The organism is Brevibacterium sp. (genome assembly GCF_022712115.1).
Taxonomy (GTDB): domain Bacteria; phylum Actinomycetota; class Actinomycetes; order Actinomycetales; family Brevibacteriaceae; genus Brevibacterium; species Brevibacterium salitolerans.
The window spans coordinates 1-18,357 of the sequence record NZ_JALAHB010000130.1; the positions used below are offsets into that span (position 1 = coordinate 1).

An 18,357-nucleotide genomic window follows, 5' to 3' on the forward strand; every position below is an offset into this window, starting at 1 on the left:
CACCGTCCACACACCCTCACCAGGAACCGTGAGCTCCTTCACCGGATTACCATCCGGATCAGTCAGGTTCACCGTCGTCGGATCCAGATCACCCGAATCATTCGCCAACGGATCAACCGTCACCGTCGAACCAGGCTCATTGTTCAGCGACTCATCATCCGTCGCCGCAGGCGCATCCGGATCCACATAGGTGACAACCACGCCTGCACTGTCCTGGTTGCCGTTCGAGTCCTCCACCGTGTACGTAATCGGCGTCGGATCACCCTCGAAACCATCCTCGGGCGTGAACGTGATCGACCCATCGTCGTTCACCGTCCACACACCCTCACCAGGAACCACCAGCTCCTTGACAGGGTTACCCTCAGGATCGCTGATGTTCACCGTGGAGGGGTCATAATCGCCCTCGTCATTTTCGAGCACGTTCACCGTCACCGGCTCACCAAGGGGGTTATCCAGTGACTCGTCATCGTTGGCTACCGGAGCGTCAGCATCCAGATACGTCACTACGACGTTTGCAGTCACCTCGTTACCGTCGGCATCCTCGACCGTGTACGCGATCGGCGTCGGATCACCCTCGTACCCTTCCTCGGGCGTGAAGGTGATATCACCCGTCTCCGGATCAACCGTCCACGTCCCCTCACCCGGCACCGCGAGTTCCTTCACAGGCTCACCGGAATCAGGATCAGTGATGTTGACGGTTGAGGGAAGAAGCGCACCCTCGTCGTTACTCAAAACGGGCACCCTGACTGCGGTGCCACTCTCGTTGTCCAACGATTCGTCGTCGTTCGCAGCAGGCGGAGTGGCTTCATCAACGTAGGTCACAACGACCTCAGCGCTCGAAACGGTGCCAGCCTCATCTTCAACGGTGTAGCCGATTGGCGTCGGATCACCCTCGAAACCTTCCTCAGGCGTGAAGGTAATCGACCCATCGTCGTTCACCGTCCACACGCCCTCACCCGGAACGGTCAGCTCCTTCACCGGCTCACCGGACTCAGGATCAGTGATATTCACCGTCGACGGATCAAATTCACCCTCGTCATTGCCGAGCACGTCCACCGTCACCGGCTCACCACGAGGGTTGTTCAACGACTCATCGTCGTAGGCCTCTGGCAGGTAGGTCACGATGATGTTCGCGGTGACTTGTTCTCCGTCGGGATCCTCAGCGGTATAGGCAACTGGAGTCGGGTCACCGGTGTAGCCGTCCTCCGGCACGAACGTGACTGAACCGTCCTCGTTCACCGTCCAGACGCCCTCACCTGGAACTGTCAACTCCTTCACCGGCTCACCGGAATCAGGGTCAACGAGGTTCACTGTCGACGGATCGAGGTTTCCAGTGTCATTGTCCAGCACTGGGATCGTAACGGTTTCGCCCACCTCATGCTCATCCGAGCGGTCATCGTTCGCGATCGGCGCGTCTTCGACCTGCGTCTGGACCTGATAGTCCTCCACCTCACCGGAGAATGTCGTCCCGGTGGCGCCAAAGGCCTCACCCGGATCAGCGATCCTCAGGCGCATGAAGGTCGTACTGGCGCCCACTGTCGCGTCACCCGGCACCCGCCAATCGAGGGTGATGGTTTCCTCACCCTCACCACAGGCGACCGTGTTGGAGCGCTCCCCTTCATCGAAGGTCCCGTTGCCGTTCCAGTCAATCCAGCCAGCGACATCGCCAGGCCCCACACACTTGATCTCCGGCGAGGTGAAAGGCTGACCGCGCTTTGCCTCGAGGGAGGCAGGGATGACAATGGAATCCTCGTCATCGGCACCGTTCTGGTCGTCACCCCTTGCGTCGGGACTGAACCGCTGGTTCGCCTCGGGGTCGAGTCGATCGCCAAGCCTGGGAGTAGGCTGGGCGAGAGTCGTGTCGGCCGGAGCACTTCCGAATGCCTGCGTATGCCCCATAGGGAGTTCGCCCCCTTGGAACATCCCGGACGACAACGCTCCGGCATTTCCATAGCTTTCCGGTGCATCACCGAAATCAGCGAAGTGCACCACACCGATGGCCAGCGCCGAGACGGCTCCATTGTTCGACCAGAGCGAGAAGGTGGCCGACTCCACGTTTTCCATCATCGAGACCACGATCGGGCCGCCGGGAGAACCACTACATTGATCCGTGGTTGACATCATCCGGAGGCGTTCATCGTCGTACCGGCTGACCCAGGTGCCGGTGTTACAACCGGGGGTGCGCGTGCGCTCCATGATGCGCCATGTCACGTCGTCCGGATTGTCCGGGGTAGCAGAGATGCTCTCCTGCTGCCCGTTAGGCTGGTAGTTGTTCTGCTCCGCGTCCGCAAAGACGAGGCCCTGCATAGGGTAGGGGCGGCCGTCAACGTCAGCTTCACAGGCCACGTGGAACGACATGGTTCCAGGGTTGCGCGGGTTCTGCCCGTTGGAGATACCAGCGACCAGCTGATTGTTTCCGCCAGTCCCGCCGATGTTGTAGAGATCGTCCAGGGCGTCACCCTGCCACGAGCCGGAACGATACCGGAACACATCTCCAGCGCCATCGTCAGCCACGATATTGGTCATGGTGCACGAGGTCGTCATGACCTCGTTTCCGATTTGCTGCCGGGTCTGTGCCACGGCGCCCTCGGCGATCTTCCCTGTAGAGTCGCCCGGCCACTCCATCCAGCTGATCATCGAGCGCCACTTCCCCGATCCGCCCGTTGCCATCCGGGCGTCCGCCGCGGAAGAGCTGACAAGCACCAGGCCACTTGTCGCTACTGCGGCCGCAGCCGCAATGGCGAGCCAACTCTTGGCACGTCCGAGCACTCCTCCCCCGCCGGGTTCGGGGAGCGTGGGCGCACGCCCGCGCCCCCCATCTGGTGCATTTTGCTGGACCATGGAACAGACCCCCTCCGATTCATGCAGAGGGGCAGATTGGCAACCCCACTACATTGTGAGCAACTGCACAACCGACACTAAACTGGAATCCCGACATGTGCAATACGTCACAATCGAGGCTCACGCGAGAACCTCGTGAGCAAAGCCTCGGCCCGGTGTCTCGATCACCCCTCACCTCGTAGAAAGAGGCCCTCCCACATCCCGGTTGATACACGACGCAGACGTCAGGGAAGCGCCTGCCCGCATCGATCTGGAATCCCGACATGCGTGCTGTGAGCGGTGTGCACTCATGCGACTTCACACTGACGGCAGAAGCAGCATCACGCTCAAGCCACCGAGCCCAAGCCGGCCCACGGACGAACCACCGGCTGACAACCGCTCCGGCAAAGGGTCGCACCGGTGCCGCCTCCCCCTTTATCTCGGTTCTATCCAAAGGAATCAGGTGCCACGGGACGCTGCGCGCGCGGCAGCTTCTCGACCACCAGCAGGTAGGACTCCGTGACGAGGTCCTCGACCAGCTGCGGGTCCAGGGCGGATCCCGCCCGCAGCGTGATCCAGTGCCGCTTGTTCATGTGATACCCCGGTGTGATCTCCGCATACGCCTCCCGGAGTGAGCGGCTGTCGTCCGGATGGGATTTGAGGGTGACGAGCGGCTCGTCCGCGAGGACGGTCAGCAGCATGAACACCTTGCCGCGCACCTTGAAGACGTCCCACTCGGGACCGAAGGGGTGTTCGAGACTCGCGCCCGGCAGCTCCTGTGTGCGTTCGGCCGCGAGTCGCTGCAGCTCCTCACCGTCCACGCCGCCTCCTCATGCTCTGTGCGCTCCGTGCTCTGTGCGCTCTCCGCGCGGTCAGACTATCCGGCCCTGCCGCCCCGGCGACGCGGACGCATACGCGGCGAGGGCGAGCAGGAGGAGCGCTGCGACGGCGAAGCCCGCCGCGAACAGCGGGAGGCCGCCCGGCCCGATGCCGGAGAGCACGGAGCCCCCGACCGCGGCTCCGACGGACACGCCGAGGTAGGTGCCTGAGGTGTTGAGCGCGAGGGCATGGCCGGATACGGGGCCTGCGAGGTGGTGCAGGCGGGCCTGAATGGCCGGTGAGTTCCAGAACGCCATGCCGCCCCAGACGGTGGCCGCGACGAGCACGAGCGGCAGCGGCACGGGGCGGGCGGCCCAGAGGCCCCAGAGCGTGAGCATGGACGCGACGATCACGGCGATTCCGCACAGGAGCGCTCGGTCTGCGCCCCAATGATCGGTGGCGATGCCGCCGAGCCAGATGCCGAGGATGCCCGCGATCCCGGACAGGCCGAACGCGAGCGCCCGCTCCTCCACCCCGGCCGCGGTGGTCGAGGCCAGGTACGGGGCGAGGTAGGTGAGCATCATCATCGAACCGGTCATGAGCACGCAGTTCGCCAGCAGTCCCAGAGAGATCGGCAGCTGCCGCAGTGTGCGCAGCTGCTCGCGCAGAGCCAGGGTCTCACCCGGCCTCTCGGTGCGGGGCAGGGCTGCGAGGACGAACACCAGCACCAGCGTTCCGGCGACGGCCATCGCCGCGAACGTGGCTCGCCACCCGAACGCGCCGCCGATCCAGGTGCCGAGGGGCACCCCGGCGGCGATCGAGCCGGTGACGCCGAGGGAGACGAGGGCGATGTACCGCCCCACCTTCTCCGCGGGTGCGTGCGCAGCCGCGAACGCGAACAGTGCCGGAGTGGTGCTCGCCGCCGCGAGCGCCGCGGCGACGCGCAGCAGCATCAGGACGGCGAATGACGGCGTTGCCGCTGCCGCGAGGTTCGCTGCGACGAAGACCAGCAGTGAGACGACGAAGAGCCCTCGCCGCGGGATCCGTGCGAGAGCGACCGCGGCGAGGGGTGCCGCGACCGCGACGGTGACGGAGAAAACCGTCACGAGCTGCCCGGCCTGGCCCTCGGAGACGGCGAGGTCGCGGGCGAGTTCGGGCAGGATGCCCGCGATCACGTAGTCGTCCGTGTACAGCACGAACGCGGCGGCGAACAGCGCGAACAGCCACGCCGGCATACTCATCGACCTCCGTTCGCCGTGGTCAGGGGCAGCTGGGGCCGTTCTCCGAGCGGGCCGAGGCTGCCGTGGGTGTCACACTCCCAAAACTATCACACCTGTGATAGCGAGACGGCGAACCGCCGCGGACCACAGCCCCTCCGCCCGCTCACGGGGCCACACCTGCGGCAGCCGGCCGGAATCCGGCGCGCACGTTCTCACAGCAGCCGGGGCGGCACACGTCGAACCACGGTCCGAGCGCGGTCTCCGCCGGACGGGCCGCAGGATCGACCGCGGCCATGCGCTCCTCGACGAGGTCGACGATGCCGGAGACGAACGCGGGATCGGTGCCCGGGGTCGCCGTGCGCACCGCCCGGAGGCCGGCGTCCTCCGCGGCCTCGAGCGCCTCGGTGTCGAGATCCCAGAGCACCTCCATGTGGTCGCTCACGAACCCGATCGGGGAGATCGCGATCCCCTCCACCCCCTCCGCAGGCAGCTGTGCGATGCGCTCGCAGACGTCCGGCTCGAGCCACGGCTGCGAGGCCGGACCGGAGCGCGACTGGTACACGAGCTCCCATGCAACCCCACTCAGCCGTGCGTCACGCTGCGCCACACGTCTCATCACAGCCGCCGCGACGGCAAGGTGCTGCGCTTCATAGGCGCCTCCCGGACCGAAGTCCCTGTCACGCGGACCCGAGCGCTGCGCATCCGCAGTGGGGATCGAGTGGGTGGTGAACAGCACCCGGACCGCCCCGGCAGGCAGCCCCTCATCGAGGAAGCCGCCGAGCGACTCGGCGAGGCTGCCGACGAAGGAATCGATGAAGCCCGGATGGTCGAAGAACTGGCGGATCTTGTCGATGGTGACCGCTCCGGCCAGCTCCGTCTCCTCGAGCACGCGGGCGAAGTCCTCGCGGTACTGTCTGCAGCTCGAGAACGAGCTGTAGGCGCTCGTCGCGAATGCCAGCAGGCGCGTGTCGCCGGCATCGGCGGCCTGCTGGACGGCCTCGGACAGATAGGGCGACCAATTGCGGTTGCCCCAGTACACCGGCAGATCGATGCCGCGCTCAGCGAGCTCCGCCTCGATCGCCGCCTTCAGCGCGCGATTCTGGGCATTGATGGGGCTCACCCCACCGAACCGGCGGTAGTGGTGCGCCACCTCCTCAAGGCGCTCATCGGGGATGCCGCGCCCCCGCGTCACGTTCCGCAGGAACGGGATCACGTCCTCCTGGCCCTCCGGACCGCCGAACCCGGCCAGGAGAAGCGCGTCGTACCGCTGCGGTGCGGCAGCGAAGGACTCGCCGGGCGCAGAGGCCGGCGAGGCGTACGGAACGGATGATGCAGCTGTCATGACGGGGCCTCCGGTCGTCTCGGCTCAGCTCAGTAGTTACTTCACTCAGTTAATAGTATTCCTAGTGTAATTTCAATCGAGGCTAAGATCGTGACATGGCCGCGAGCGCGAACGATGGGAATGCCGAAGTGCGGTCTCTCCTGGACCCCCGCAGCATGGACCCCGCGGGAGAGCTGCTGGACGTGCGGGATCTCCCCCGGGACGAGGTCGACCAGGTGGTCGCCGTCCTCGAGGCGATGAACGGCTGGAGGGACCTCGAGCGCTCGCTGAGCGAGGAGGCACGCAGGTACATGCGCCTCGGTGAGACCGATATGCGGGCCCTGCGGTACCTCATCGCCGCGCATCGACAGGGAGTCCCCACGACGCCCGGCATGGTCGCCCGGCACCTCGGGCTCTCCGCCGCGGCGGCGACCAAGCTCACCGACAGGCTCGAGGCCGGCGGACACATCCGACGGCGAGCGCACCCCGAGGACCGCCGCCGCACCGTCCTCGAGGTCACCGAGTCGACGGCGGCCTCCGCCAGAGCCTCGATCGGCCGCAGCCACGCGCAGCGGTTCCGCGCCGTCGCTGCGCTCACACCGGACGACCGCGCCTCCGTGCTCCGCTTCTTCGCCGCGCTCAGCGCCTCTTCCGAGCAGGCCGAACCGGACTGAACCCGGCCCTGCGGTCCATCTGCGACGGAGACTCCTCCGGAAGGAGCGCGGCCGTGGGCGCGTGCTGAGGGGACGCACTCCGGCGCAGGCGGCTGAGACCGAGCACGCCGGAGCACGCAAGTCCACCTGACAGAGCGAGGCCGGCGACGGCCGCAGGCGTGAGCGAGGCTTCGCCCAGCACGGTGATCCCGACGACCGCCGCCGTGAGCGGATCGATGATCGTGAGCGCCGCGAGCACCACCGGCGCCGGGAAGAAGCGGTGAGAGGTCTGGAGCAGCACATTCGCCACCACTCCGCCCGTGACGACCGCGAAGAGGCTCACATGGACGGTCGAAGCGCCGAGGGCCGCCTGCAGCCCCTCTGCCGAGACATGGGCAACCAGCGTCTTGAGAACCGTGGTGATGCTGCCGAACACCACCGCACTCGTCAGCAGACCCAGCAGGCGGATGGCTCGTGCGGGCACGAGGCACCGGACCACCAGGACTCCCGCAGCGGCCACCGTCGAGACGGCGAGGATCGAGGCGACGCGGACGTGCTGTGTTCCGAGGTGCAGATCGCTCCCCTCACCGGGGTGAGCCGCTGCACCACGCTGACCGGCGCGAGCGCCAGTGCGATGAAGCTCGTCGAAATGGCGGTGCCGAGCAGGCCGAGGCCGAACGCGGTCTCCACGGCTATTCACCGCGCGCGGGTGTTGCGAGCACGCGGCGCAGCACGGGTCGCGTCGACACGACTCCGCCGTGGACGAGCAGCAGTCCGAGCAGGAGGATGAGCACCGTCGTCGCGATGAACAGCGGTGCCGTGACCGCTGCCGCGACGACCAGCCAGAATGCGAGCGCGATGGCGGCCCCGGCGGCCCCGAGCACGGCGACGGCGGCGAGCATGGTCACCCGCAGCCTGCGTGCCCGATCCATCTCCGCGACCGGCATGCCGATGCGGTCGCAGGCGACGTAGAGGTCGCGGCGTTCGATGACGGCGGCGGTCTGCGTGATCGCCACCTGACAGGCGACCACGAGGAACGAGATCGCGGCGAGTGCGATGACCATGATGCGCGCATCGCTGAAGAGCAGCAGCTGGTCGGCCGTCATGATCTCGCGGCTCTCGCCGGCCTGGATGGTCTCGAGGAAGCCGAGCATGCTTCCCGCCGGGATCAGCACGAACGAGGCGAGCGCGAGTGCGGAGACGCTGCGCCATGCCGCCTGGGGATCTTCGAGCACACCGCGTGCGGCGAGCAGACGTGCCGCATCCTCCGTGCGCCGCGCACAGCGTCGGGAGAACAGCGCGAGCACGAAGGGGCCGGCCACGCCGAGCATCGCCATGATGCCGAGCACGGACGCGGCGACCGCAGCAGTGATGACGACCGCTCCCCAACCTGGTGAGATGTTCTGCATCACCAGCACCGCGCCGGCCAGCACCACCAGGGCGGCCACGAAGCGCAGCCGGCTCAGCGTCGGCGCGTCCTGTCGCATCCGCACGCCGAGCGGGGAGAGCACCACTCGACGCAGACCGAACAGGCCGCTGATCGCCGCCACCATCACCAGGACGACCGGAAGCGCCGTCGTCACCCACCATGGCAGCCAGAGATCCTCCGCACGCAGCGGCTGCCCGTAGATGGTGAGCAGGCTCAGCAGGAACGGGAGGGCAGCGGCAAGAGCGGTGCCGAGCAGCACCCCCGCTGCCGCGATCGCAGTCACCTCGGCGACCGCGACTCTGCGCACCTGCCCCGCGGTGGCCCCGAGCAGTCGCAGCGTCGCCAGCCGGTCGTCGCGGCTGCGGGCGGCGAGACGAACGGTGGCGGAGCCGAGCGTGAGGAGCGGCACGATCAGCAGCCCCACGAGTGAGACCGCGAGCACCGTGTAGCCGATCTCCTCGGTGGGCACGTTCCGGAACGCCGCCGCGAGCATGGCGACCGCGAAGGCGAGCAGCGTGGTCGTACCGGAGGCGAGCAGCTGCAAGCGCGCGAGCAGCACCGAGGAGCGGGACGGACGGATGAGCAGGAACACTGCGTACGGGTTCACGACGAGCTCTCGATCCGCCCGTCGCGCAGGCGTACGATCCGATCACAGCGCCCTGCGACTCTCTCGTCGTGTGTGACGATGACCAATGCCCGGCCGGCGCCCTCGTTCGAGGCCAGCAGGGCGTCGAGCACGTCGTCGGCGGTGCGGGAGTCGAGTGCGCCGGTAGGCTCATCCGCGAAGATGATCGCCGGATCGGCGGCCAGTGCACGGGCGAGGGCCACCCGCTGCGCCTGACCGCCGGAGAGCTGACCGATCCGGCGGACCCCGAGGCCGGGCATCCCGAGCCGCGCGAGTTCGGCGTTCGCCCGCTTGACAGCCTCCGCCCTGCCCCGCCCGGACAGGAGCAGTGGGAGAGCGACGTTCTCCTCGGCCGTCAGCTCCGGGATCAGCAGACCCGCCTGGAAGAAGAAGCCGAAGCGACGCAGCCTGAGCACGGAGCGCTTCGTCTCCGGCAGCACAGCGAGGTCGTCGATCCCGCTGCCGTCGGACCTGCGCAGGAGCACCTTTCCCCCATCGACGGCGATGATGCCCGCGAGCGCGTGCAGGAGCGTCGACTTCCCCGATCCGCTCGGCCCCATGATCGCGACCGCCTCACCGGCACGGAGATCGACGTCCGCTCCCACGAGCGCCCGGGTGTCCCCGAAGGCTCTGCTGACGCCCTCAGCCCGGAGCACCCAGCACCGGTTCTCAGCCTCTGCCTCGCCCGCTCCGGCATCTGTCGTCACGCCCATGCTCCGCCCCTCTCGCATTCGCACTGCTCCGGCTGATGCCGCCAACGCTAGGAACCCTGCACCGGGGACGGACACCGGCCTGGGGTGGAGATGTCATGGGTGAGCCCGGGCGAGTCTCCACCCAGGGGTGGTGGTCGTGAGGGCGGCCCGTCCGTATCCTCGACGGGGAGAGGACGGCCATGACGCGCAGAGCAGCACCGCAGAGAGGGCACCCGCGCCCGTGAGCACCGAAGTGCCCGTGAGCACCGCGGGGACGCTGAGCGATCCGGTGCTGGAGCGGCCCCGGATCGTCCGCTGGTTCGCGGCTCGCCCGCGCATCTTCGACGTGCTCATCATCCTGGTCTGCACCGCTCCCCCGGTGGCGGCACTGCTGCTCGAGCCGCATGCGCATGCCTGGCTCGGGCACCTCTGCGCTGCGGGCGTGGCGGTGGTGTTCTGGTGGCGGCGCTCGCATCCGCTCGCGGCACTGCTGCTCGCGGTCGGCTTCGCCGCTCTCAACCCCCTTGCCGCGATGGGCACCACGGCCGCCACCATGGAGAGCGCCTTCGGTGTGTACACCCTGGCCTCCCTCACGAGACTGCGCACCGCGTTCCTCGGCTATCTCGCCGCTCAGGCCGTCATCCTCGCGTCCTCGGGGCTCGCAGTGCTGCTGGGGACCAGGGAGCAGCCGGCGGCGGTCGGCATCGACCCGATCGCGCTGGCGGCGCTTGCGACCGGCGTCGCCGTGCGGGCGAGCCGCGGCCGGCGGGCTGCGATCAGGAACCTCATCACGATGAGGGAGGAGCGGGCGGCGGCCGCGGAACGCGCCCGCATCACCGCTGAGATGCACGATGTCGTCGCGCACTCGGTCACCGTGATGATCGCACTCGCAGGCGGGGCGCGCGCAGGCTGGGAGAAGCATCCCGCCCGGGCGCGCGAGGCGCTGGAACAGCTGGGCACCGTCGGCGCACAGGCGCTCGAGGAGATGCAGCGCATCCTCCGCCTGCTCCGCGAGCACGACGATGCCCTCGGCGCCGATCTGCAGCACTCCGGCCACAGCCTGCCCCCGCTGGAGGAGCTGATCGCGGTGTTCCGCGCCGCCGGGCTGCCCGTCGTCCTGGATGATGCGACGCAGCCGAGCGAGCCGGCGCTGCGGACGACGGTGTACCGCCTCGTGCAGGAGGCCCTCACCAACGCCCTCCGGTACGCACGGGAGGCGACGCACGTCGAGGTCGCCGTCCACGAGTGCGACGACCGCCTCGCAGTGACCGTCACGGACAACGGCAGACCCGGCACCGCCGTCGAGTCGCTCGGAGCGGGTCTGGGCCTCCGCGCGATGCGGGAGCGTACCGCGGCCTTCCACGGCACCTTCGAAGCCGGGCCGGTCCCCACTGCCGCAGACGCCCCGGGCACCGGCTGGCGGGTTCGGGCCGTACTCCCCCTGAAAGGACCGGAACAGGCATGAGCACACTCGCGCCGGCTTCCCTCCGCATCGTCGTCGTCGACGATCAGCCGCTCGAACGGGCCGGCAACGCCCTGATCCTCGACTCCGCGGACGGCATCGAGGTCATCGGCGAGGCCGGAGACGGCGCAGCGGCGCTCGCCCTGCTCGACCGCGCGGTCCCCGACGTCGTGCTCATGGACGTGCGGATGCCGGGCATGGACGGCATCGAAGCGACCCGGATCATCACGGAACGGCACCCCGCGGTCAGGGTGATCGTGCTCACCACGTTCGACCTCGACGACTACGCCTTCGGCAGCCTCAGAGCGGGCGCGAGCGCCTTCCTGCTCAAGACGACCACCCCCGAGGCACTCGTCTCCGCGGTCAGGACCGTGGCCGGCGGGGAGGCGGTCGTCGCACCGCGCCTCACCTCACAGCTCGTCGAGCACTACCTCGCCTCGTCGGAACAGGAGGCGCGGAGAAGCAGGAGCGCACAGACGAGAGCCGTCCGGCTCGAGGTGCTGAGCCCTCGCGAGCGGGACATCTTCTCCGCCGTCGCACGCGGACTGAACAACGCAGAGATCGGCGCAGAGCTGCACCTCGCCCACTCCACCGTGAAATCGCACATCAACTCGATCTTCGCCAAGCTCCAGCTCAGGGACCGGGTGCACGCCGTCATCCTCGGCCACGAACTTCAGCTCGGGCCCCATGACTGATCCGCCCAGGACAGCGGAGCGGCGCCTCACCTGGACGTCAGGATCCTGGTGAGGCGCCGGCTGTGCGCATGGGGGGACTCGAACCCCCACGTCCTGGGACACTGGAACCTAAATCCAGCGCGTCTACCAATTCCGCCACACGCGCGCGGCGGTCAGTCTACCGAAGACCGGCCAGGCGCACCGGCGCCGGCCTCGGCGTCCGCTCAGGCCTCGTCGATCCCCAGGTCCCGGCGCAGGCGCGCCACATGACCGGCGGCCTTGACGTTGTACCTGGCGAGCTCCACCACCCCCTCGGCATCGACGACCACGGTGGAGCGGATGACGCCCTGGACGACCTTGCCGTAGTTCTTCTTCTCACCGTAGGCGCCCCACTCGGTGAGGACCTTCTTCTCCGGGTCGGAGAGCAGCGTGAAGGTGAGGCCGTCGCGCTCCTGGAACTTCTTCAGCTTCGCCGGCTCGTCCGGCGAGACTCCCAGCACGCGGATGCCCTGCGCCGCGAGCGCGTCGAGCGAATCGCGGAAGTCGCAGGCCTGGGTGGTGCAGCCGGGGGTCATCGCCGCGGGGTAGAAGTAGACGACCACGCGCGAGCCGCGGAGGTCGGAGAGGGTCACCGGGCTGCCGTCCTGGTCATTCAGGGTGAAGTCCGGGGCTGCGTCGCCGGGTTCCAAGCGCGTCATGGGGGTCCTCGCTCTTCCTGTTCGGGTGCTGTGCCGTGCCGGGCGAGACCTGTCCCGCCCGCTGCCGTCCAGCCTAGCCGCGAGGCTCCCGGTACCGTGCCGCCGCACTGCGTGAGGGGCGCCTCTTCGCGGTAGGCTCGGAGGCGATCGGCGCGCGTGCGCCGGGAGGAACCGATCCACGCACTAGGAAGTGAGCGCATGTCCAGCAACGTGTACACCTCGGACGTCACGGTCGACACCGCGACGCGCGAGCAGCTCGTCGAGTCCATCCGCCTGCGCGAGCAGCGCCTGGCCGCCAACGTGGACGAGCTCGTGGGTCGCCTGCACCCCAAGGCTCTGGCAGCACGGGCGGCGGACTCCGCGAAGTCCCTCATCATCGACGAGAGCGGCTCGCCCCGCGTCGAGCGGATCGCGGCGGTGGGCGGTGCAGTTCTCGCGGCGGCAGGTGTGATCGGCTTCCTCGCCTTCCGTGGTCGCCGTGGCTGAGACGCCGGACCTGCCCATCCGGATGCTGCACGACCGCCTCCTCGTGGCCCCGGCGAAGGACGGCGGAGAGCGCAAGTCGTCCGCCGGGATCCTCATTCCGGCCACCGCCTCCGTCGGCAAGCGCCTGGCGTGGGGAACGGTGGCGGCCGCCGGCCCCCTCGTCCGCCAGGTCGAGCTGGGCGATTCGGTCCTCTTCGACCCGCAGGACCTCGCCGAGGTCGAGCTGGAGGGAGCCGGCTACGTGCTCCTCCGCGAGCGCGACGTGCACGCGATCGCGGAGTCCGCCACCGACGAGGCCGCCGGCCTGTACCTCTGAGATGCCCCGAGGTGCCAGCGGGGTGCGCCGCCCCACCCGCCGGGCGGCGCACCCGGGGTGAGACGGAGCACTTTTCGTCCGGATCCGCCTCTCCGGGTTGGAACCGGCCGCGCGGAGGGGTATAGTTTCATCCCGTTGCGCACCTCTAGCTCAATTGGCAGAGCAACTGACTCTTAATCAGTGGGTTCCGGGTTCAAGTCCCGGGGGGTGTACCGGAGAAGGCCCCTCACCAGGCATCGCGCCAGGTGAGGGGCCTTCGTCATGCTCCCGCCGCACGCGGCGGCACCCCGACCCGCACCAGGCGCCTCGGCCCGCATGCCGCCCTCTCGCGAGTGTGGTGCGAATCTCTCCCCCGAACCGTCTCGCCCGCTTCCCTCCTCGACCGAAAGCGGGTAGTCTTTCTTCTCGTTGCGCACCTCTAGCTCAATTGGCAGAGCAACTGACTCTTAATCAGTGGGTTCCGGGTTCAAGTCCCGGGGGGTGTACAGAGGACGAAGGCCCTTCGCCGGCGGAAACGCCGGCGAAGGGCCTTCGTCATGTCTGCACCCGCGCAGCGCGCGGCTCCCTCGGCGAGGACATCCGCATACACTACGGGGACCGCATACACTTCCCTCATGTCGATCCGCCTGGAGCCCATCGGGCGCATGCCGCTGCTCGGACCCGAGCATCTGTGCGCCCTGGCGTTCACCGTGATCGCGGGCTTCGCACTCGTCTGGGGAGCCCGCCGGATCGCGGGCACGGACAGGGAGGACCGCATCCTGCGGATCTCCGGCTGGATCGTCCTCGCCGTCGCGCTCATGGGATTCGCGCGGGACTTCCTGCCGTGGAACTGGAACATCGACCAGTCCCTGCCCTTCCACTACTCCGACGCGCTGCGGATCATCACCGCCGTCGCGCTGATCCGACGCTCCGGCTGGGCCATCGCGATCTCCTACTACTGGGGTCTCACGCTCAACATCCAGTCCGTGCTCACACCGGACCTCAACTACTTCTCCGTGCCCGTCGTCGAGTACGTGCTCTTCTGGTACCTCCACATCAGCGTGCTCCTCACCCCCGTCGTGCTCGTCTGGGGACTCGGGTACCGGCCCACCTGGCGCGGATACGGGATCACCTGCGCGGCGACGATCGCCTGGGCCTGTCTCGCCGTCACGGTGAACGGCATGACGGGAGCCAACTACTCCTATCTCTCACGGGCGCCGCAGGGACCCTCGATCCTGGACCTCCTGGGCCCGTGGCCGGCCTATGTGTTCTGGGAGGCTCTCCTCGCGGCCGTGCTCTGGGCCCTCATGACCCTGCCGTGGACCTCCGGCCCGCGTGCGTCCGCACCGCTCGCGGATCCGCGGCACGGCGCCGTCCGCCGTTTTGTTACCCGGCGGTAGTGAGAGTGGCCACGGCTTCGCCGTTCGCCTTGCGGATGCGCATGCCTGCGCGGATCATGGGACAGGTGAGTGTGGAGATGAGCGAGAGCGCGGAGACGGCGGAGCACCACCGCGAGCCCGCCGTGAGCGTCGACGGCCTGTCCATGAGCACCTCCCGCGGCCCCGTCTACACGGACGTCACCGCCGAGGTGCCCGAGGGCGGGCTGCTCGTGCTCCGCGGAGCCGAGGGGTCCGGCAAGACCTGCCTCCTCCTCAGCATCGCCGGCAGGATGCGGCCGAGCTCCGGCACGGCCTCGGTCCGCGGGTTCGACACGCAGAAGCAGGGCCGGAAGGTGCGCACCCTCGTGGGGCTGGCACACGTGCACGGGGTCACGGACCTCGAGAGCAACCTCTCCGTGGCGGAGCACATCGCGGAACGGCTCATCACCACCCAGCCCTGGTACAAGCCGTGGATCTCACGCTCGAAGGTCACCCGGGAGATCGACAAGCTGCGCGAGGTCGTGGTCTCCGCCATGACGATCCTGCGCGAGTCCGGAATCCCCGGGTTCCGTCCGGCCGATGTGCTGGACGCGGACTTCGTCCTGAGCGTCAGCGAGTCCACCTACGTCTCCGAACTCACGCCGCTCCAGCAGTTCTTCCTGCAGCTCGCCCTCACCTCGATGGACCACACCCCCGTCGTCGCGGTGGACGACATCGACTTCCTGCGCGACCCGCGCGACCGGACGATCGCCTGGCTGGGGGTCCTGCTGTACCGCCGCGAGGGCGTCTTCACCGACGAGCGCCGGACCTTCGTGGTGACCTGTGCTGACGATGCACAGCTGAACGAGCTCTGCGCCCGGGTGCCGGACCTGGCCGAGGACGTCCTCACCCTCGACATCTCCCGGTCTCCCGGCTGAGTCTGCTCCCCGCACACCCCGACGATCCGCACGCGCCGCGCCCTCGGATCGCCCCTCGCACATCGCGGCGGACGCCCGGTCCGCCGCACCCACGGATCCGCAGCGCATCGACGAAGGACCTCAATGCTCTCCCTGCCTTGGCTCGAGCTCTCCCGCTTCCGCCGGACGACCCTCACCCGCCTCGCGATGGTGGTGATCATGGTCATCCCCTCCCTCTACGCAGGTCTGTACCTGGCGTCCAACTGGGACCCGACGGGCAACCTCGACAACCTGCCGGCCGCCGTGGTCAACCTGGATCGGGGTGCGGAGAAGCCTGCGCCCACGGGCGCGGACGAGGACGCGCCGCCGGAGGAGCTGCACGCCGGGGACGAGCTCGTCGACACCGTCACGGAGAAGGATGCCGCGGGCTTCGCCTGGGAGACCGCGGACGTGGAGACCGCCGCGGAGGGACTGGCGGACGGATCCTACGCCGCGGTCCTCACCATCCCCGCGGACTTCTCGGAGAAGCTCGTCTCCGCCGGCGGTGACGACCCGGAGCGCGCGGAGCTGCGCGTGGCGACCAACGACGCCAACAACTACGTGCTGGGCCAGGTCGCGAACACCATCCTCACCGGCATCAAGGCGGGCCTCAACGAGACGACCACGGCGGAGTACGCCGACCAGATCTTCGTGGGCTTCAACGACCTCCACGACAAGATCGCCGAGGCCGCCGACGGGGCCCGGGACCTCCATGACGGCGCAGGGCAGCTGCATGACGGCACCGGCGACATGGTGGACGGTTCCGGGCAGCTGCGCGACGGACTCGACGAGCTCCACACCGCGGCCGACACCGCGGCGGACGGCGCAGGGACGCTGGCCTCGGGCGCCTCCGATCTGGCCGACGGCACCGCCGAGGCGCGCACCGGCAGCCGCGATCTGGCCGACGGCGCGGGGCAGGTGGCCGACAGCACCGGGGCGCTCAGCGACAAGGCGCACGAGATCCGCACCAAGGCGGACGACTTCGACGGCCGCGTGGGCGATCTCGTGGACAGCGCGGGGCCGGCTCTCGACGATGCCGCCGATCGCTTCGAGGACGGCCGGGCGAAGGTCTCCGACGATCTCTCCGCGCGGGTGGACGCCCTGGCCGAGGACTATCCGGACGATCCCCGCGTGGGCGAACTGCAGGACGCCCTCGACGGGCTGGAATCCGATCTGGACTCCGCACAGGACGCGGCGAAGGACGCGCGCTCGAGAGCCCAGGGCTATGAGGACGACGCCCGCGAGCTGGCCGACGGCGTGCTGGACGCGGTGCATGAGGCGGACGACCAGATCAGCACCCTGGACGACGGGGCGACCCAGGTGGCAAGCGGGGCCCGCACCCTGCGCGACGGGATCGTGCGTCTGGACGACGGCGCACAGCAGCTGGACGACGGGGCGGGCGAACTCGCAGACGGACTGGTGCAGCTGGCTGAGGGAGCCGGCAGCGCCGCGGACGCGGGCGGGCAGCTCGCGGACGGGGCCGTGCAGCTGGACGACGGCGCCGCACAGCTCGACGACGGCTCGGGAGAGCTCGCGGACGGGCTGGCGGACGGCGTGGAGGAGATCCCGACGTTCGACTCCGCGGACCGGGACGTCCGCTCCGACGTCGTGGCCCTGCCCGTGGACGCGCACAAGGACACCCTCAACCCCGTGCACGTCTACGGCCAGGGGCTCGCGGCCTTCTTCATCGGCCTCGCGCTGTGGATCGGCGGGATGATCACCTACATGGTGCTCAAGGCCTACCCGCACCGCGCACTGGCCTCGTCCGCGAGCTCGCTGCGGGTGGCGTGGTCCGGCCTCGTCCCGGGCCTCCTGTTCGGCGTCCTGCAGGTGGTGGTGCTGTGGACGGTGCTCGCCTTCATCCTCGACTTCTCCGTCTCCACCTGGCTGTGGACGTTCGTGTTCTCCGTGGTCGTGGCGTCCTCGTTCCACGCCGTCCACCACATGTGCGTCGTCCTGTTCGGCTCGATCGGCAGGCTCGTGGCCCTCGTGCTGCTCATGCTCCAGATCGGCGCGGCCGGCGGCACCTATCCGGTGGAGACGGCACCGGCGTTCTTCCAGTGGATCTCGCCGTTCCTGCCCATGACGTACGCCGTGAAGGGCCTGCGCGGGATGATCGCCGGCGGGGACACCGCGGCCGTGCTCAACGCCGCGGCCTGCCTGGCGCTGTTCGGCATCCTCGCACTGGCGGTGAGCACCTTCGCCTGCGCGCAGAAGCGGGTCCTGCGGATGAAGGACCTGCACCCGAGCCTCACCCTGTAGGGCCGGGAACGGCTCAGCCCTCACCTGCGGAAGGGCAGGTGAGGGCTGACGCAGTGGGGGATGCGGTGGGAAGCCTCTGCGACGACAGCCGCAGCCTCAGCAGTGCTCAGTCCGCGGGGGCCTCGGCTCCGTGACGCCGCCTGCCCAGGAGGAAGGCGATCACGCCCAGTGCGGCGAGGCCCACAGCGATGAGCAGCGCGAACGGCCAGGAGAGACCGCCGATCGCGACTCCGCCGGCCGCATCGGAATCCGTGCCGGCCGCGCCGTCGTCCTTGGCCGCTGCGCTCTGCGGGTTCTGCCCGGCTTCCTCCGTGATGGACTCGTCCTCGCCCTCACCGGGCGCGCGCGGAACCGGATCGGAGTAGTCCGGGCCCTGCTCCTCCGGGGGAGCCCAGGCACCGCCCGGCTGCGACGAGCCGCGTGAGCCGCCGTTGCCGGTCGAGGGATCCTCGATCCTGCCGCCCGGAGTGGACTTCCCACCGCCGGACGTGGGCGCGTCGCCGGAATCGTCGCCGCCCGGCCGGTCGCCGCCGGGCCGTGAGGGCACGGGCATCGGCTCGCCCTCACCGTCGTCCCGGGACGGGGAG

At 69.0% G+C, this 18,357-nt stretch carries 16 protein-coding genes, 3 tRNA genes and 1 pseudogene; 10 read left to right on the forward strand and 10 right to left on the reverse strand.

Going from position 1 to position 18,357, the window contains the following annotated elements:
• The 4 genes from Q0A33_RS07500 to Q0A33_RS07515 form a co-directional block, all read right to left on the reverse strand.
• On the reverse strand, window positions 1-2,637 hold a 2,637-nt coding region (locus Q0A33_RS07500; protein ID WP_291794820.1), incomplete at its 3' end, for a CshA/CshB family fibrillar adhesin-related protein.
• A 629-nt stretch (window positions 2,638-3,266) separates the two neighbouring features.
• Window positions 3,267-3,641 carry an MmcQ/YjbR family DNA-binding protein gene (locus Q0A33_RS07505; RefSeq protein WP_291794821.1) on the reverse strand — a complete coding sequence of 125 codons (375 nt, stop codon included), beginning with the start codon at window positions 3,639-3,641 and terminating at the stop codon, window positions 3,267-3,269.
• Window positions 3,642-3,692: 51 nt separating this feature from the next.
• Window positions 3,693-4,880 carry an MFS transporter gene (locus Q0A33_RS07510; protein ID WP_291794822.1) on the reverse strand — a complete coding sequence of 396 codons (1,188 nt, stop codon included), beginning with the start codon at window positions 4,878-4,880 and terminating at the stop codon, window positions 3,693-3,695.
• Between the two features lie 142 nt (window positions 4,881-5,022).
• On the reverse strand, window positions 5,023-6,201 hold the full coding sequence (locus tag Q0A33_RS07515; RefSeq protein WP_291794823.1) for a ferrochelatase: 1,179 nt from the start codon (window positions 6,199-6,201) through the stop codon (window positions 5,023-5,025).
• Between the two features lie 155 nt (window positions 6,202-6,356).
• Between Q0A33_RS07515 and Q0A33_RS07520 the strand changes: the two genes are divergently transcribed.
• Window positions 6,357-6,854, forward strand: a complete 498-nt coding sequence (locus Q0A33_RS07520; RefSeq protein ID WP_291794824.1) for a MarR family transcriptional regulator — start codon at window positions 6,357-6,359, stop codon at window positions 6,852-6,854.
• Here the strand turns inward: Q0A33_RS07520 and Q0A33_RS07525 are convergent.
• The 3 genes from Q0A33_RS07525 to Q0A33_RS07535 form a co-directional block, all read right to left on the reverse strand.
• A complete protein-coding gene (locus Q0A33_RS07525; protein WP_291794825.1) occupies window positions 6,820-7,317 on the reverse strand; it encodes a hypothetical protein in 498 nt (165 codons plus the stop codon). The two genes, Q0A33_RS07520 and Q0A33_RS07525, sit on opposite strands and share 35 nt — an antisense overlap.
• A 208-nt stretch (window positions 7,318-7,525) precedes the next feature.
• The gene (locus tag Q0A33_RS07530) at window positions 7,526-8,869 is read right to left on the reverse strand and encodes an FtsX-like permease family protein (protein ID WP_291794826.1); all 1,344 of its coding nucleotides are present in this window, start codon (window positions 8,867-8,869) and stop codon (window positions 7,526-7,528) included.
• On the reverse strand, window positions 8,866-9,594 hold the full coding sequence (locus Q0A33_RS07535) for an ABC transporter ATP-binding protein (protein WP_291794827.1): 729 nt from the start codon (window positions 9,592-9,594) through the stop codon (window positions 8,866-8,868). The genes Q0A33_RS07530 and Q0A33_RS07535 overlap by 4 nt, the downstream gene beginning before the upstream one ends.
• A 226-nt stretch (window positions 9,595-9,820) precedes the next feature.
• Between Q0A33_RS07535 and Q0A33_RS07540 the strand changes: the two genes are divergently transcribed.
• Both Q0A33_RS07540 and Q0A33_RS07545 read left to right on the forward strand, forming a co-directional pair.
• Window positions 9,821-11,044 (forward strand): histidine kinase, encoded by a 1,224-nt coding sequence (locus Q0A33_RS07540; RefSeq protein ID WP_291794828.1) that lies wholly within the window; start codon window positions 9,821-9,823, stop codon window positions 11,042-11,044.
• The gene (locus Q0A33_RS07545) at window positions 11,041-11,736 is read left to right on the forward strand and encodes a response regulator transcription factor (protein WP_291794829.1); all 696 of its coding nucleotides are present in this window, start codon (window positions 11,041-11,043) and stop codon (window positions 11,734-11,736) included. The genes Q0A33_RS07540 and Q0A33_RS07545 overlap by 4 nt, the downstream gene beginning before the upstream one ends.
• Window positions 11,737-11,799: 63 nt before the next feature.
• Here Q0A33_RS07545 and Q0A33_RS07550 read toward each other — a convergent pair.
• Both Q0A33_RS07550 and bcp read right to left on the reverse strand, forming a co-directional pair.
• Window positions 11,800-11,881: transfer RNA gene (locus Q0A33_RS07550), tRNA-Leu, on the reverse strand.
• Between the two features lie 58 nt (window positions 11,882-11,939).
• The gene (gene bcp / locus Q0A33_RS07555; RefSeq protein ID WP_291794830.1) at window positions 11,940-12,413 is read right to left on the reverse strand and encodes a thioredoxin-dependent thiol peroxidase; all 474 of its coding nucleotides are present in this window, start codon (window positions 12,411-12,413) and stop codon (window positions 11,940-11,942) included.
• A gap of 198 nt (window positions 12,414-12,611) precedes the next feature.
• Here bcp and Q0A33_RS07560 point away from each other — a divergent pair, with 198 nt between their 5' ends.
• From Q0A33_RS07560 to Q0A33_RS07590, 7 genes are all read left to right on the forward strand, one after another.
• Entirely contained in the window at window positions 12,612-12,899 is a 288-nt protein-coding gene (locus tag Q0A33_RS07560; RefSeq protein ID WP_291794831.1) for a DUF3618 domain-containing protein, read from the forward strand.
• A gap of 22 nt (window positions 12,900-12,921) precedes the next feature.
• On the forward strand, window positions 12,922-13,215 hold the full coding sequence (locus Q0A33_RS07565) for a co-chaperone GroES (RefSeq protein WP_291794835.1): 294 nt from the start codon (window positions 12,922-12,924) through the stop codon (window positions 13,213-13,215).
• 139 nt (window positions 13,216-13,354) lie between these two features.
• A tRNA-Lys gene (locus Q0A33_RS07570) sits at window positions 13,355-13,427 on the forward strand.
• 200 nt (window positions 13,428-13,627) lie between these two features.
• Window positions 13,628-13,700 (forward strand) — tRNA-Lys (locus Q0A33_RS07575).
• Window positions 13,701-13,829: 129 nt separating this feature from the next.
• Window positions 13,830-14,594, forward strand: coding sequence for a TIGR02206 family membrane protein (locus Q0A33_RS07580; protein ID WP_291794832.1), 765 nt, complete (start codon window positions 13,830-13,832; stop codon window positions 14,592-14,594).
• Between the two features lie 77 nt (window positions 14,595-14,671).
• Entirely contained in the window at window positions 14,672-15,490 is an 819-nt protein-coding gene (locus Q0A33_RS07585; protein ID WP_291794833.1) for an ATP-binding cassette domain-containing protein, read from the forward strand.
• 123 nt (window positions 15,491-15,613) lie between these two features.
• Window positions 15,614-17,770 carry a YhgE/Pip domain-containing protein gene (locus Q0A33_RS07590; protein WP_291794834.1) on the forward strand — a complete coding sequence of 719 codons (2,157 nt, stop codon included), beginning with the start codon at window positions 15,614-15,616 and terminating at the stop codon, window positions 17,768-17,770.
• Between the two features lie 106 nt (window positions 17,771-17,876).
• Here the strand turns inward: Q0A33_RS07590 and Q0A33_RS07595 are convergent.
• A pseudogene (locus Q0A33_RS07595) lies at window positions 17,877-18,357 on the reverse strand (hypothetical protein); the annotation flags it as partial.

Bases quoted from the DNA above. Each gene is read 5' to 3' on its own strand.
- Q0A33_RS07510 (WP_291794822.1), bottom strand. From the start codon at position 4,880: ATGAGTATGCCGGCGTGGCTGTTCGCGCTGTTCGCCGCCGCGTTCGTG.
- Q0A33_RS07515 (WP_291794823.1), bottom strand. From the start codon at position 6,201: ATGACAGCTGCATCATCCGTTCCGTACGCCTCGCCGGCCTCTGCGCCC.
- Q0A33_RS07520 (WP_291794824.1), top strand. From the start codon at position 6,357: ATGGACCCCGCGGGAGAGCTGCTGGACGTGCGGGATCTCCCCCGGGAC.
- Q0A33_RS07545 (WP_291794829.1), top strand. From the start codon at position 11,041: ATGAGCACACTCGCGCCGGCTTCCCTCCGCATCGTCGTCGTCGACGAT.
- bcp (WP_291794830.1), bottom strand. From the start codon at position 12,413: ATGACGCGCTTGGAACCCGGCGACGCAGCCCCGGACTTCACCCTGAAT.
- Q0A33_RS07560 (WP_291794831.1), top strand. From the start codon at position 12,612: ATGTCCAGCAACGTGTACACCTCGGACGTCACGGTCGACACCGCGACG.
- Q0A33_RS07565 (WP_291794835.1), top strand. From the start codon at position 12,922: ATGCTGCACGACCGCCTCCTCGTGGCCCCGGCGAAGGACGGCGGAGAG.
- Q0A33_RS07580 (WP_291794832.1), top strand. From the start codon at position 13,830: ATGTCGATCCGCCTGGAGCCCATCGGGCGCATGCCGCTGCTCGGACCC.
- Q0A33_RS07585 (WP_291794833.1), top strand. From the start codon at position 14,672: ATGAGCGAGAGCGCGGAGACGGCGGAGCACCACCGCGAGCCCGCCGTG.
- Q0A33_RS07590 (WP_291794834.1), top strand. From the start codon at position 15,614: ATGCTCTCCCTGCCTTGGCTCGAGCTCTCCCGCTTCCGCCGGACGACC.